The sequence below is a fragment of the Kitasatospora sp. DSM 101779 genome, assembly GCF_025655475.1.
Lineage (GTDB): Bacteria > Actinomycetota > Actinomycetes > Streptomycetales > Streptomycetaceae > Kitasatospora.
Map to the genome: position 1 here is coordinate 4,773,596 of NZ_JAHTIK010000001.1, position 13,602 is coordinate 4,787,197.

Below are 13,602 nucleotides of genomic sequence, written 5' to 3' on the forward strand. Positions count from 1 at the left end.
AGCAATGGTTATGAGCGCGTAAAGAGATCGGATCCCGCCGCGCGGCGGGCCCGGCCGATGTGGAGGCGAACGCATGGAGGGGCAGCTGGCTGCTGCCGGCCCTGCCGCGGGCAGTGGCTACTTCGACGCGTACGCGGCGGTGGGCTTGCTCGCCGTCGTCGGCGTGCTGTTCGTCGCGGTGTCGTTCACCGCCAACCGCCTGCTGCGCCCCGTGGTGTACTCGCCCGAGAAGCTGCTGGCGTACGAGTGCGGAGTGGATCCGGTCGGCGAGGGGTGGGCGCAGACCCACATCCGGTACTACGTCTATGCCTTCCTTTACGTGATCTTCGCGGTCGACGCGATCTACCTCTTCCCGTGGGCGACGGTCTTCGCCGCCGCGGGGTACGGGGCGGCGACGCTGGTGGAGATGTTCGTCTTCATCGGCTTCCTCGCGGTCGGACTGCTCTACGCCTGGAGGAAGGGCGTTCTGGAATGGACGTGACCCACGCCCACGCGCACGGCGGCGACGGCCCCGTGCCGCTCGGCATCCCCGACCCGGCCAACCCCGGCGCCGTCGAGCCGCGCCGGCTCGGCCCGCTGGCCCGGCTCGCACCGGACCCGGTCAAGGTGGTCCTCAACTGGGGCCGCCGCTACAGCCTCTGGTGCTTCAACTTCGGCCTCGCCTGCTGCGCGATCGAGTTCATCGCCGCGTCGATGGCCAAGCACGACTTCATCCGGATGGGAGTCATCCCGTTCGCGCCCGGTCCCCGCCAGGCCGACCTGATGATCGTCTCCGGCACCGTCACCGACAAGATGGCCCCGGCCGTCAAGCGGCTCTACGAGCAGATGCCCGAGCCCAAGTACGTGATCTCCTTCGGCGCCTGCTCCAACTCGGGCGGCCCGTACTGGGACTCCTACTCCGTCACCAAGGGCGTCGACCAGATCGTCCCGGTCGACGTCTACGTGCCGGGCTGCCCGCCGCGGCCCGAAGCGCTGCTCCAGGGCATCCTCAAGCTCCAGGAGAAGATCGCCGCCGAGTCGCTGCCGCAGCGCTACACCGCGCCCGCCTCCGCGCTCCGCCGCGGGCTGGTCGCCGGACCGGAGGGCGCGCAGTGACCACCCCCGAGCAGCCCGGGACCGAGCCGGTGCCGGGCGCCGAACCCGCCGCTGCGGCCCCCGCCGAGCAGCCGGTTGCAGAGCTGCCCGCCGCCGAGCCCACCCCGGCCGAGCGGACGGCCGCCGCGATCGGCCCCTGGGCCACCGCCGCCGAGGCGTACGGCCTGCTGACCGTCGACGTCCCCGCCGAGCACTGGATCGAGGCGCTCACCGCCGCCCGCGACGGCCTCGGACTCAGCTACTTCGACTGGCTGAGCGCCGTCGACGAGCTCACCGAGGGCTTCTCCGTCTCCGTCCACCTCGCCGACGTCGCCACCCCCGGCGCCGTCCGCCACCTGCTCGTGCGCACCCGGGTGCCGCGCGAGAAGGCCGCTCTGCCCACCGCCGTCGGCGTCTACGCCGGCGCGGCCTGGCACGAGCGGGAGACCCACGAGATGTTCGGCATCGACTTCGCCGACCACCCGCACCTGGTCACCCTGCTGCTGCCGGACGGCTTCGAGGGCCACCCGCTGCGCAAGGACTTCGTGCTCGCCGCCCGGGTCGCCAAGGCCTGGCCCGGCGCCAAGGAGCCCGGTGAGTCCGACCACGGCGACGGCCCCGCCCGCCGCAAGATGCAGCCCGCCGGCGTGCCCGACCCCAACGAGTGGGGCCCGCTCAAGGGCACCCTGCCGCCGGTCGCCGAGCGCCCGGCCCGGGCAGCCCGCACCCCGCGCGCGGCCGGTGCCGGTCCCCGTGCGGCCGCCGCCGGTGCCGAGGGCGCACCCGTCCGGGCCGACCGGCCGCGGCGGACCCGCTCGATCAGCGAGGGCTCGGTGAGCCAGGCCGCACCCACGGCGCAGCCCGAGGCACCCGCCGCGCCGGCCGAGGGCGGTGCGCCCGCCGCACCTGCCGCCCCCGCCGAGGAGCGGCCGCGCCGGACCGCCCGGACGCAGTCCTCGGACGCGCCCTGGCACGCACCCGTCCCAGCCCACGACGAGCCCGCGGCGACGCCCGAACCGGCGACGCCCGAACCGGCGACGCCCGAACCGGCCGCGCCCGAAGCGCCGGCAGAGTCCGCGAAGCCGGGACCAGCGGCACCCGCAGAGCCCGGCACCTCGCAGGAGCCCCGAGCCCCGCAGGACCCCGACACCCCGCAGACCCCCGGCCAGGACGGAGACGGAGCGTGAACCTCCTCGACACGCTGCTGCGCTGCGTCGCCACCCTGGTGGTCTTCCTGGTGCTGCCGCTGGTGATCGGCCAGACCGAGCACAAGGTGATGGCGCACATGCAGGGCCGCCTCGGCCCGATGTACGCCGGCGGCTTCCACGGCTGGGCCCAGCTCGTCGCCGACGGCGTCAAGTTCGCGCAGAAGGAGGACGTCGTCCCGGCCGGCGCCGACCGGCGGGTCTTCCGGATCGCCCCGGCCGTCGCGCTGCTGCCGTACCTGCTGGTGCTGCTGGTGATCCCGGTCGGCCCGGACGGCTTCGTCGGTCAGGCGGTCGACGCCGGCATCTTCTTCGTGCTGGCCGTGATGGGCATCGGCGTGCTCGGCTCGCTGATGGCCGGATGGGCCTCCGCCAACAAGTTCTCCCTGCTCGGCGGCCTGCGCACGGCCGCCCAGCTGATGTCGTACGAGCTGCCGATGCTGCTCGCGGCCGCCTCGGTGGCGATGGCCGCCGGTACGGTGTCGCTGCCCGGGATCGTGGACGCCTTCCACTGGTGGTGGATCCCGTGGCAGGCGATCGGCGCCTTCGTCTTCTTCACCGCCGGCCTCGCCGAGCTGCAGCGGCCGCCGTTCGACATGCCGATCGCCGACTCGGAGATCATCTTCGGTGCCTACACCGAGTACACGGGCCTGCGGTTCGCGCTCTTCCTCCTCTCCGAGTACGCGGGCATCGTGGTGGTCGCCGGCCTGACCACGGTGCTCTTCCTCGGCGGCTGGCACGGCCCGTTCTCGGACTCGCTCGGCTGGCTGTGGACGCTGCTCAAGACCTTCGCGCTGGCCTTCGTGGTGATCTGGCTCCGGGTCACCTACCCGCGGCTGCGCGAGGACCAGCTGATGCGCTTCGCGTGGACGGTGCTGATCCCGCTCGCGCTCGCCCAGCTGGCCCTCACCGGCATCGTCAAGGTGGCGATCTCCTGATGGCTCTCAACATCCCCGGCACCGGCCTCGCCAAGGGCCTCGCCGTCACCCTGCGGACGATGACGCGCAAGAGCGTCACCGCGCAGTACCCCGACGTGCAGCCCGTGCTGCCGCCGCGCTCCCGCGGCGTCATCGCGCTGCTGGAGGAGAACTGCACGGTCTGCATGCTCTGCGCGCGCGAGTGCCCGGACTGGTGCATCTACATCGACTCCCACAAGGAGACGCTGCCGGCCGCCGACCCGAACGCCCGCGCCCGCACCCGCAACGTGCTCGACCGCTTCGCGATCGACTTCTCGCTCTGCATGTACTGCGGCATCTGCATCGAGGTCTGCCCCTTCGACGCGCTGTTCTGGTCCCCGGAGTTCGAGTACGCGGAGACGGACATCCTGGAGCTCACCCACGAGCGGGAGCGGCTGCGCGAGTGGATGTGGACGGTGCCCGCACCGCCCGCCCTCGACCCCGCCGCCGAGGAGCCCAAGGAGATCGCGACCGCCCGCAAGGCGGCCGAGAAGCTGGCCGCCGCGGCCGCACAGGAGGGTGAGGACGCATGAGCACCCTGCTCGCCGCCACCGGCTCGCTGGAGCCGGCCGCCCGCTCCTTCCTCTCCCCGACCGGGGCCGAGGTCGTCTTCCTGCTCGTCGGCCTGGCCGTGCTCGGCGCCGCAGTCGTCTCGGTGACCACCAAGCAGCTGGTGCACGCCGCGCTCTGGCTGGTCGTCGCGCTCGGCGGGCTCGCCGTGGAGTTCCTGCTGCTCACCGCCGAGTTCATCGCCTGGGTGCAGGTGCTGATCTACCTCGGCTCGGTGGTCGTCCTGGTGCTGTTCGGCCTGATGCTCACGCGGGCGCCGATCGGCCGCTCGCCGGACGCCGACTCCGGCAACCGCTGGGCCGCCCTGCTGGTGGCGCTGGCCGCCGCCGGCACCCTGGTCACCCTGGTCGCCGACGCCTTCCGCACCAGCTGGATCGACCTGACCGCGGGCGGCGGCTCCACCCGCGCCACCGGCGAGTACCTCTTCCGCCACTGGGTGCTGCCCTTCGAGGCGCTGTCGGTGCTGCTGCTGGCCGCACTGGTCGGCGCGATCGTGCTCTCCCGCAGCACCTCCGGCAGGCTGCCCCGGCCGCGCGCCGGGAAGCTGCGCGCCGGCAAGCCCGTCGGCCGGCCCGCCGCCCCCGCGGCGACCGTCCCGTCCACCGCCCCGACCGCCCCCGCGCAGGAGCGCTGACGCCGATGCATCTCGTCTACCCAGCCGTCCTCGCCGCGCTGCTGTTCTGCGTCGGCGTCTACGGCGTGCTCGCCCGGCGCAACGTCGTCCTGGTGCTGATGTCCGTCGAGCTGATGCTCAACGCCGTCAACCTCAACCTGGTCGCCTTCGACGCCTGGCTGCGCGACGCCGTGCACGCCGGACAGGCGCTCACCCTCTTCACCGTCACGGTGGCCGCCGCCGAGATCGGCCTCGGCCTCGCCATCGTGCTGCTGGTCTTCCGCACCCGCCGCACCGCCGACGTCGACCGGCTCACCCTGCTCGGCGACCCGTCCGAGGCGGCCCCCGAGGCCGCCGCGACCGAGCCGGAGGGCCGGGCCGCATGAACCTCGCCCTGCCCCTCCTCGTCCCCGCCCTGCCCGCGCTCGGCGCGGCCGCGGGCCTCGCCACCGGCAAGAAGTACCCGGGCCTCGCCCGCCCGCTGGCCGTCCTGCCGGTCGCCGCCTCCGCGGTGCTCGCCGTGGTCGTCGCGCTGCAGCTCGGCACCGGGCAGAGCCTGGACGCCGCCACCCGGCTCACCCCGACCGGCGGCCCCGACATCTCGCTCGCGCTCCACCTGGACGGCTTCTCCGTCCTGATCTCGCTGCTGGTCGGCCTGGTCGCCACCCTGGTGCAGATCTACTCCACCGCGTACCTGAAGGACGACCCCCGCTACCCCTCGTACGCGGCGCTGGTCTCGCTGTTCACCGCGGCGATGTTCCTGGTGGTGTACTCCGGCGACCTGATCGTGCTGCTGGTCGGCTGGGAGATCATGGGCATCTGCTCGTACTTCCTGATCGGCCACCACTGGGAGACCGAGGACGCCCGCTCCGCCTCGCTCAAGGCCTTCCTGGTCACCAAGCTCGGCGACGTGCCGTTCCTGTTCGGCATCTTCGTGCTCGGCGCGGACGCCGGCAGCTTCCGGATCACCGACGTGCTGGCCGCCGCCACCGAGGGACGGCTCGGCCACCCCACGCTGATCGCCCTGCTGCTGCTCGGCGGCGTCGCCGGCAAGAGCGCGCAGTTCCCGCTGCACACCTGGCTCCCCGACGCGATGGCCGGCCCCACCCCGGTCTCCGCGCTGATCCACGCCGCGACGATGGTCGCGGCCGGCATCTACCTGGTCGCCCGGCTGATGCCGGTCTTCCTGCTGTCCTCCGCCGCCCTCGTGGTGCTCGCCGTGATGGCCGCCGTCACCATGATCGGCTCCGCGCTCTGCGCCCTCGCCCAGGACGACCTCAAGCGGGTGCTCGCCTACTCGACCGTCGGCCAGCTCGGGTACATGGCCGGCGCCCTGGCCTCCGGCGACCGCGACTCGGCCGTCTTCTACCTGGTCGGCCACGGCGTCTTCAAGGCCCTGCTCTTCCTCACCGCCGGCGTGGTCATCCACGCCGCGCACACCAACTCGATCTCCGCGATGTCCCGGATGCCCGACCTGCGCAAGCGGGTGCCGGACGCCTACTGGGCGATGGGCATCGGCCTGGTCGCCCTGATGGGCCTGCCGCCGTTCACCGGCTTCTTCTCCAAGGAGTCCGTGCTCACCGCAGCCGAGCACGCCGCCCACGGCGAGGCGCTCACCCGCGGCGCCGGCCCCGCCTCGGCGGTGCCCGAGGCGGCCGGCTGGATCGTCCTGGTCGCCGCCTGCCTGACCGCACTGCTCACCGCCGCCTACTCCACCCGGCTGTGGCTGGTCGCCTTCCACGGCCGCGCCGCGGCGGCACCGGCCGCCGGTGCGGCCGCCGCCGAGGCCGGCGCCCCGTACTCGCCCGAGATCGACGAGGCCGACCCGGCCACCGCCGAGCCCCCCGCGATGCGCTGGCCGCTCTGGGTGCTCGCCGTCCCGACCATGGCCTTCGGCCTGCTCGGGCTGCGCGACAACTGGCTGCCCTCGCTGCTCGACGGCGGCTCGCTGCGCCCGACCCTCGCGACCACCGTCACCGGCACCGGCCTCGCGCTGGCCGGCATCCTGATCGCCTACGCCGCCTGGCGGGCGGCCGGGGCCCGACAGGCTGCCGCCACCGCCGGGACGGCGCCCGCCGACCCCGGCCGGCTGCTGCTCGGCCCGGTGCACCGGTTCGCCCAGCACGGCTTCGGCGTGGACCGGCTGTACAGCGCGCTGTTCGTCCGTCCGACCGCGGCCGCCGCCCGGCTGGTGACCTTCCTCGACCGCGAGGTCGTCGAGACGTACGTCCGCGGTGCCGGCAACGGCGCCAACGCCCTCGGGTGGCTCGTCCGCCGGGCCCAGACCGGCAACGCCCAGAGCTACCTCAGCGCGCTGCTCGCCGGGGCCGTCCTGCTCGCCGTCCTGGTGGCGGTCGGCACATGACCCGCAGCCCGCACCCGAACCGCAGCCCGCGCCCGCCCCGACCCGCCGCAGCACGAACCTGGAGCCCCCGATGAACGCAGTCCTCATCGCCCTCCTGCTGCTGCCGCTGGCCGGCGCCGCCGCCACCCTCGTCCCGTTCGGTGCCGACCGCGCCACCGCCGACCGCCGCGCCCTGTGGTTCGGCACCGGCGTCACCGGCGCGACCCTGGCGCTCGCCGTCGCCCTGGCGATCGGCTTCGACCAGGACCGCCCCGCCGTGATGCAGGCCGTCACGAACGTCCGCTGGATCCCGGCGATCGACGTCCGGCTGCACCTCGGCGTGGACGGCATCTCGCTGCCGCTGCTCGTCCTCACCGCGCTGCTGACCTTCCTCTGTGCGCTGTACTCCACCCGCCGGCTGCCCGCCGGCGAGGGAGTGCCCTCCGTGCAGTCCTTCACCGGCCTGCTGCTCCTGCTGGAGGTCGGCATGCTGGCGACCTTCGCGGTGCTCGACCTGGTGCTGTTCTTCGTGGCGTTCGAGGTCGTGCTGATCCCGATGTACTTCCTGATCGCCCGCTGGGGCAGCGGCGCCAAGGTGCCGGCCGCCAACCGGTTCATCCTGTACACGCTGCTCGGCTCGGCCGTGATGCTGCTCGGCTTCCTGCTGATCGGATTCAAGGCCGGCACGTTCGACATGACCCGGCTGGCCGCCGCCCACGGCGACGGGCTGAGCCACACCACCCAGGTGGTCGCGGCCCTCGCGATCCTGCTCGGCCTCGCCGTGAAGGCGCCCGCCTGGCCGCTGCACAGCTGGCTGCCGGACGCGCACACCGCCGCACCCACCGTCGGCTCGGTGCTGCTCGCCGGCGTGCTGCTGAAGATGGGCACCTACGGCCTCGTCCGGGTGCTGCTGCCGGTCGTCCCCGAGGGCGCCGCGACCTTCGCCCCCTACCTGGGCGCGTTCGCCGCGGTCGGCATCGTCTACGGCTCGCTGGCCTGCCTCGCGCTGGCCCGGCAGGGCGCCAAGGGCGACCTCAAGCGCCTGATCGCCTACTCCTCGGTCGGCCACATGGGCTTCGTGCTGCTCGGCATCGCCTCGCTGACCCCGGCCGGGGTGAACGGCGCGCTCTTCGGCAACATCGCCCACGGCCTGATTACCGGCCTGCTGTTCTTCCTCGTCGGTGCGGTCAAGGACCGCTACGGCACCTCCGACCTGGACACCCTGGCCGGCGCCACCGGCGCCGCCCTGTACGGCCGGGCCCCGCGGATCGGCGCGCTGCTCGCCTTCGCCGCCGTCGCCAGCCTCGGCCTGCCCGGCCTGGCCGGCTTCTGGGGCGAGCTGCTCGCCATGTTCGGCGCCTTCGACCCGGCCGCCGGCCTCTCCCGGCCCGCGTTCGTCACCTACATGGTGCTGGCCGGCGTCGGCACCCTGCTGACCGCCGGCTACCTGCTGGTCGTCGTCCGCCGGGTCTGCATGGGCGACCCGAAGCAGCCCGCCCTCGTCACCGAGCTGCCCGACATCAAGGCGTACGAGGCCGCCAGCTGGACGCCGCTGGCCGCGCTCACCCTGGTCGCCGGCCTCTGGCCGGCCCTGCTGCTCAGCCTGTCCGACCCGGCCGTCAAGCACCTGCTCGGGGGTGGCTGAGCCGTGATCAGCACCCCGCTCGGATCTCCTCTCCTGGGGCAGCCCGCCATGAACCCACTCGCCGTCGCCGACCCGGGCGGCCTCATCCAGTCCGTGGACTGGGTGGCCGTCGCGCCACCGCTGGTCGCGGCGCTCGCCGCACTCGCCGTGCTGGTCGCGGACCTCTTCCTGCCGACCGGCCGCAAGCGCGTCCTGGGCTGGGCCTCGGCCGTGGGCCTGCTGCTGGCCCTGCTGTCGATGCTGCCGCTGGTGCGCGGCGACGCCCGCTCCACCTTCTGCCTGAAGGCGGCCGGCGGGGCGTGCAGCTACACCGCCGACCACTTCGCGCTGGCCTTCCAGCTGCTCGCGCTCGGCGGCGCGCTGATCGCCGTGCTGCTCTCGCTGCACACCGTGGACGAGGAGCGGCTGCCCGGCGGCGAGTACTGGTTCCTGCTGCTCTCCAGCGCCTCCGGCGCGGCCCTGCTGCCCGCCTCCCGCGACCTGGCGACGCTGATCATCGCCCTGGAGGTGGCCTCGCTGCCGGCCTTCGCCCTGGTCGCGCTGCGCCGGGACGGCCGGGGCGCCGAGGGCGCCCTGAAGTTCTTCCTCTCCTCGGTCACCGCGACCGCGGTGATGCTGCTCGGCGTCGGCTTCGTCTACGCGGCGACCGGCTCGATCCACCTCGCGCCGATCGCGGAGGGCCTGGCCCACGTGCCCGGGCAGCTGAAGCCGCTGGCCGAGGCCGGCGCGGTGCTCACCCTGGTCGGCTTCGCCTTCAAGGTCGCGGCCGTGCCGTTCCACTTCTGGCTGCCGGACACCTACACCGCCGCGCCGATCCCGGTGGCCGGCTACCTCTCGGTGGTCGGCAAGGCGGCCGGTCTGGCCGGGCTCGCCCTGGTCACCACGATCGCCTTCCACCCGTACGGGCACACCTGGGGCCTGGTGCTGGCGGTGCTGGCCGCGCTCACCATGACGGTCGGCAACGTGGCCGCGCTGCGGCAGCGCGGCGACACCCCGTTCAGCGCGGTGCGGCTGCTCGCCTGGTCCTCGGTGGGCCAGGCCGGCTACCTGCTCGTCCCGCTGGCCGCCGCCGGGTACCAGGGCTCGCCGCAGCCGCTGGGCGCGACCGTGGCGTACGCGCTGATCTACGGCGTGGTGAACCTGGGCGCGTTCGGCGTGGCCGCCGTGGTGGCCAGGACGGCCGGCACCCGGCTGGACGACCACCGGGGGCTGTTCGCCCGCGGCCGCTGGAGCGCCCTGGCGATGGCCTTCTTCCTGCTCTGCCTGGCGGGCCTGCCGCCCGGCGTGATCGGCCTGTTCGGCAAGGTCGTGGTCTTCCGCGCCGCCGTCGACGCGAAGCTGGGCTGGCTGGCCGTGGTGATGGCGGTCAACGTGGTGATCGCCCTCTACTACTACCTTCTGTGGACGGCCCGGCTGTTCGCCCCGGCCCCCGCCGGTGCCGAGGTCCGCGCGGTCCGCACCCCCGGCCCGCTGGCGGCCGCGCTGGCGCTCACCGCGGGCGGCGCGGTGGTGCTCTCGGTCGCTCCGCAGCTGGTCCTGCAGGTGGTCGGGGGCAGTCTGTTCTGACCGCCCGGGGGGCACCCGGGCGGCCCGCCCGGCGTGCGGCGGGGAACGAACGACCGGCATCCTTCCGTTGATTCCCACGAGGGCGCCGCCACCGGGCTCCCCGTCGCACCACCACGGAGGGCCTGCCGTGCACCGCCAGCACAACGGGTTGAGGACGGCCGTACTACTCGGCGGCCTGTCGGCGCTGATCCTGCTGATCGGCAGCTTCTTCGGCCGCACCGGCCTGCTGGTCGCCCTGGTGATCGCGATCGCCACCAACGCCTACGCGTACTGGAACAGCGACAAGCTGGCGCTGCGGGCGATGCGGGCCCGGCCGGTCAGCGAGATCGAGGCCCCCCGGCTGTACCGGATCGTCCGCGAGCTCTCCACCTCGGCCCGGCAGCCGATGCCCCGGCTGTACATCTCGCCGACCCCGGCGCCGAACGCCTTCGCGACCGGCCGCAACCCGCGCAACGCCGCGGTCTGCTGCACCGACGGCATCCTGCAGCTGCTCGACGAACGCGAGCTGCGCGGCGTCATCGGACACGAGCTCAGCCACGTCTACAACCGGGACATCCTGATCTCCTCGGTCGCCGGCGCGCTCGCCTCGGTGGTGATGTTCCTGGTGAACTTCGCCTGGCTGATCCCGATCGGCCGCAGCGACGACGACGAAGGGCCCGGCCTGATCGGCCTGCTGCTGATCATGATCCTCGGCCCGATCGCCGCCTCGCTCATCCAGCTCGCCGTCAGCCGCTCCCGCGAGTACCAGGCCGACGCCGACGGCGCCCGGATCACCGGCGACCCGCTCGCCCTGGCGAGCGCACTGCGCAAGCTGGAGACCGGCACCCAGCGGCTGCCGCTGCCGCCCGAGCCGCAGCTGCAGACGGCCAGCCACATGATGATCGCCAACCCGTTCCGGCCGGGCGAGGTCGGCGCCAAGCTCTTCTCCACCCACCCGCCGATGGGCGAGCGGATCGCCCGCCTGGAGCGCATGGCCGGCCGCTGAGGGACCGGGGCATGTCCAGGGGCGCGGGGAACTGCGCCGTCCGAGTGCGGGCATCACGGCGGCATGGGGCAACCCATGATCCGTACGGCGGCCCGCCTCCGAATCGCGCAGCTCTCTCCCCGCTTTCGGTCGGGAGGTGCCCCACGCGCCCCTGAGGTACTTCCCCGTGCGCCGGAGCGTCCCCGTTCGGCAGGCCGGGTGACACCGCCGCGAGCCCCGGCGCGCCTCCGCCCGTCCGCGGACCTGCCTGGTACTGATGGGCCGGTTACCCGTTGAACGGCCGGTGGGCCTGGCGCGGAGGAGTGGTGCAGTGACGATTCTCCCGACCGACACCGAGCACCGGCCCCCACCGCGCGAGCCCCGCCGCAGCTTCGGCTCGGCCCGCCGGGGCGGCCGCGGACGAGCGCTGGTGGGCTGGCTGACCACCACCGATCACAAGAAGATCGGCACGCTCTACATGACCACCTCGTTCGCCTTCTTCCTGATCGGCGGCGTGATGGCCCTGGTGATGCGGGCCGAGCTGGCCCGACCGGGCACCCAGATCGTGTCGAACGAGCAGTACAACCAGCTGTTCACCATGCACGGCACGATCATGCTGCTGATGTTCGCGACCCCGCTGTTCGCCGGCTTCGCCAACTGGATCATGCCGCTGCAGATCGGCTCGCCGGACGTCGCCTTCCCCCGGCTCAACGCGCTCGCCTACTGGCTCTACCTGCTCGGCTCGATCATCGTCGTCGGTAGCTTCTTCACCCCTGACGGCGCCGCGGACTTCGGCTGGTTCGCCTACACGCCGCTCTCCAGCGTGATCCACTCGCCCGGTATCGGCGGCGACATGTGGATCATGGGGCTGGCGCTGTCCGGCTTCGGCACCATCGTCGGCTCGGTCAACTTCATCACCACCATCGCCTGCCTGCGGGCGCCCGGCCTGACCGTCTTCCGGATGCCGATCTTCGTCTGGAACGTCCTCTTCACCAGCATCCTGGTGCTCTTCGCGTTCCCGGTGCTGGCCGCCACGCTGTTCGCCCTGGAGGCCGACCGCAAGTTCGGGGCGCACGTCTTCGACCCGGCCAACGGCGGCCCGATCCTCTGGCAGCACCTGTTCTGGTTCTTCGGCCACCCCGAGGTCTACATCATCGCGCTGCCGTTCTTCGGCATCGTCACCGAGGTCATCCCGGTCTTCAGCCGCAAACCGATCTTCGGCTACACCGGCCTGATCGCCGCCACCATCGCGATCACCGGCCTGTCGGTCACCGTCTGGGCCCACCACATGTTCGTCACCGGGCAGGTGCTGCTGCCCTTCTTCTCGTTCATGACCCTGCTGATCGCCGTCCCCACCGGGGTGAAGTTCTTCAACTGGATCGGCACCATGTGGCGCGGCTCGCTCAGCTTCGAGACGCCGATGCTCTGGAGCATCGGCTTCCTCGTCACCTTCCTGTTCGGCGGCCTCACCGGCGTGCTCCTCGCCTCGCCACCGGTCGACTTCCAGGTCTCCGACTCGTACTTCGTCGTCGCCCACTTCCACTACGTGGTCTTCGGCACGGTCGTCTTCGCGATGTTCGCGGGCTTCCACTTCTGGTGGCCCAAGATGACCGGCAAGATGCTCGACGAACGGCTCGGCAAGATCTGCTTCTGGACGCTCTTCGTCGGCTTCCACACCACCTTCCTCGTCCAGCACTGGCTCGGCGCCGAAGGCATGCCCCGCCGCTACGCCGACTACCTCGCCGGGGACGGCTTCACCGCGCTGAACAGCCTCTCCACCGTCGGGTCCTTCCTGCTCGGCCTCTCCGTCCTGCCGTTCCTCTACAACGTGTGGAAGACCGCCAAGTACGGCGAGAAGGTCACCGAGGACGACCCCTGGGGCTACGGCCGCTCGCTGGAGTGGGCCACCTCCTGCCCGCCGCCGCGGCACAACTTCGCCGCGCTGCCGCGGATCCGCTCGGAGAGCCCCGCCTTCGACCTGCACCACCCCGATATCGCCGAGTGGGACCGCCTGCAGAACGCCGTCGAACCGCGCCGCGAACGCCACTGAGGGCCCGGCGGAGAAGTCGTGGCGGAAATTTCCGCGGCCGTGTCGATCCGGGCCCGCGCCGATCGACGCACAGACGGAAGCCGGAACGACCGGCGCCCGGCCCCGCACCGAGCGGGCCCGACACCGAGGAAGGCACCACCATGCGCTTCATGCTGATCGTCAAGGCCAACGAGGACTCCGAGGCCGGCGTCATGCCGACCAAGGAGGCCATGGACGCGATGAACCGGTTCAACGAGGAGCTGATCAAGGCCGGCATCATGCTCGCCGCCGACGGCCTCCACCCCAGCTCCAACGGCGCCCGGCTCACCTTCAAGGACGGGAAGGCCACCGTCACCGACGGGCCCTTCGCCGAGACCAAGGAGCTCATCGCCGGCTTCTGGGTGCTCGACGTCAGCTCCCGCGAGGAGGCCCTGGAGTGGGCGGGCCGCGCGCCGTTCGAGGACGGCGCCGTGCTGGAGCTCCGGAAGGTCTTCGAGGCCTCGGACTTCCCGCCCGAGATCCTCAGCCCGGAGGACGCAGCCAAGGAGCAGGCCTGGCGCGACGAGCACCAGAAGCCGATCACCGGCTGACCCCGTCCCGGCCCGTCCGGGGCCGCGCCGCGCTGGCCGCGGGCGG

General features: G+C 72.9%; 13 protein-coding genes. All 13 read left to right on the forward strand.

Going from position 1 to position 13,602, the window contains the following annotated elements; translation table 11 throughout:
- The first annotated feature begins 73 nt into the window (after nt 1–73).
- The 13 genes from KSNIM_RS21785 (at nt 74) to KSNIM_RS21845 (ending at nt 13,556) form a co-directional block, all read left to right on the forward strand.
- The gene (locus tag KSNIM_RS21785; protein WP_263104867.1) at nt 74–481 is read left to right on the forward strand and encodes an NADH-quinone oxidoreductase subunit A; all 408 of its coding nucleotides are present in this window, start codon (nt 74–76) and stop codon (nt 479–481) included.
- Complete coding sequence (locus tag KSNIM_RS21790) at nt 472–1,095, forward strand: NADH-quinone oxidoreductase subunit B (protein ID WP_030276105.1); 624 nt, start codon at nt 472–474, stop codon at nt 1,093–1,095. Before KSNIM_RS21785 ends, KSNIM_RS21790 begins: the two co-directional genes overlap by 10 nt.
- Nucleotides 1,092–2,261: an NADH-quinone oxidoreductase subunit C gene (locus tag KSNIM_RS21795; RefSeq protein WP_411543754.1), complete on the forward strand. Its 1,170-nt coding sequence runs from the start codon at nt 1,092–1,094 to the stop codon at nt 2,259–2,261. The genes KSNIM_RS21790 and KSNIM_RS21795 overlap by 4 nt, the downstream gene beginning before the upstream one ends.
- Complete coding sequence (nuoH, locus tag KSNIM_RS21800) at nt 2,258–3,217, forward strand: NADH-quinone oxidoreductase subunit NuoH (RefSeq protein ID WP_263104868.1); 960 nt, start codon at nt 2,258–2,260, stop codon at nt 3,215–3,217. Before KSNIM_RS21795 ends, nuoH begins: the two co-directional genes overlap by 4 nt.
- Nucleotides 3,217–3,768: a NuoI/complex I 23 kDa subunit family protein gene (locus KSNIM_RS21805; RefSeq protein WP_263104869.1), complete on the forward strand. Its 552-nt coding sequence runs from the start codon at nt 3,217–3,219 to the stop codon at nt 3,766–3,768. The genes nuoH and KSNIM_RS21805 overlap by 1 nt, the downstream gene beginning before the upstream one ends.
- On the forward strand, nt 3,765–4,439 hold the full coding sequence (locus tag KSNIM_RS21810; RefSeq protein ID WP_263104870.1) for an NADH-quinone oxidoreductase subunit J: 675 nt from the start codon (nt 3,765–3,767) through the stop codon (nt 4,437–4,439). The genes KSNIM_RS21805 and KSNIM_RS21810 overlap by 4 nt, the downstream gene beginning before the upstream one ends.
- Before the next feature lie 5 nt (nt 4,440–4,444).
- A complete protein-coding gene (gene nuoK, locus KSNIM_RS21815; RefSeq protein ID WP_263104871.1) occupies nt 4,445–4,804 on the forward strand; it encodes an NADH-quinone oxidoreductase subunit NuoK in 360 nt (119 codons plus the stop codon).
- A complete protein-coding gene (locus KSNIM_RS21820; protein WP_263104872.1) occupies nt 4,801–6,783 on the forward strand; it encodes an NADH-quinone oxidoreductase subunit L in 1,983 nt (660 codons plus the stop codon). The genes nuoK and KSNIM_RS21820 overlap by 4 nt, the downstream gene beginning before the upstream one ends.
- A 70-nt stretch (nt 6,784–6,853) precedes the next feature.
- Entirely contained in the window at nt 6,854–8,407 is a 1,554-nt protein-coding gene (locus KSNIM_RS21825) for a NuoM family protein (protein ID WP_263104873.1), read from the forward strand.
- A gap of 48 nt (nt 8,408–8,455) precedes the next feature.
- Nucleotides 8,456–9,973: an NADH-quinone oxidoreductase subunit N gene (locus KSNIM_RS21830; protein ID WP_263104874.1), complete on the forward strand. Its 1,518-nt coding sequence runs from the start codon at nt 8,456–8,458 to the stop codon at nt 9,971–9,973.
- 127 nt (nt 9,974–10,100) lie between these two features.
- Nucleotides 10,101–10,958 (forward strand): zinc metalloprotease HtpX, encoded by an 858-nt coding sequence (gene htpX, locus KSNIM_RS21835; protein ID WP_263104875.1) that lies wholly within the window; start codon nt 10,101–10,103, stop codon nt 10,956–10,958.
- Nucleotides 10,959–11,268: 310 nt separating this feature from the next.
- Nucleotides 11,269–12,987 carry a cytochrome c oxidase subunit I gene (gene ctaD / locus KSNIM_RS21840; protein ID WP_263104876.1) on the forward strand — a complete coding sequence of 573 codons (1,719 nt, stop codon included), beginning with the start codon at nt 11,269–11,271 and terminating at the stop codon, nt 12,985–12,987.
- A 149-nt stretch (nt 12,988–13,136) separates the two neighbouring features.
- Nucleotides 13,137–13,556 carry a YciI family protein gene (locus tag KSNIM_RS21845; RefSeq protein ID WP_263104877.1) on the forward strand — a complete coding sequence of 140 codons (420 nt, stop codon included), beginning with the start codon at nt 13,137–13,139 and terminating at the stop codon, nt 13,554–13,556.
- Nucleotides 13,557–13,602: the final 46 nt, after the last annotated feature.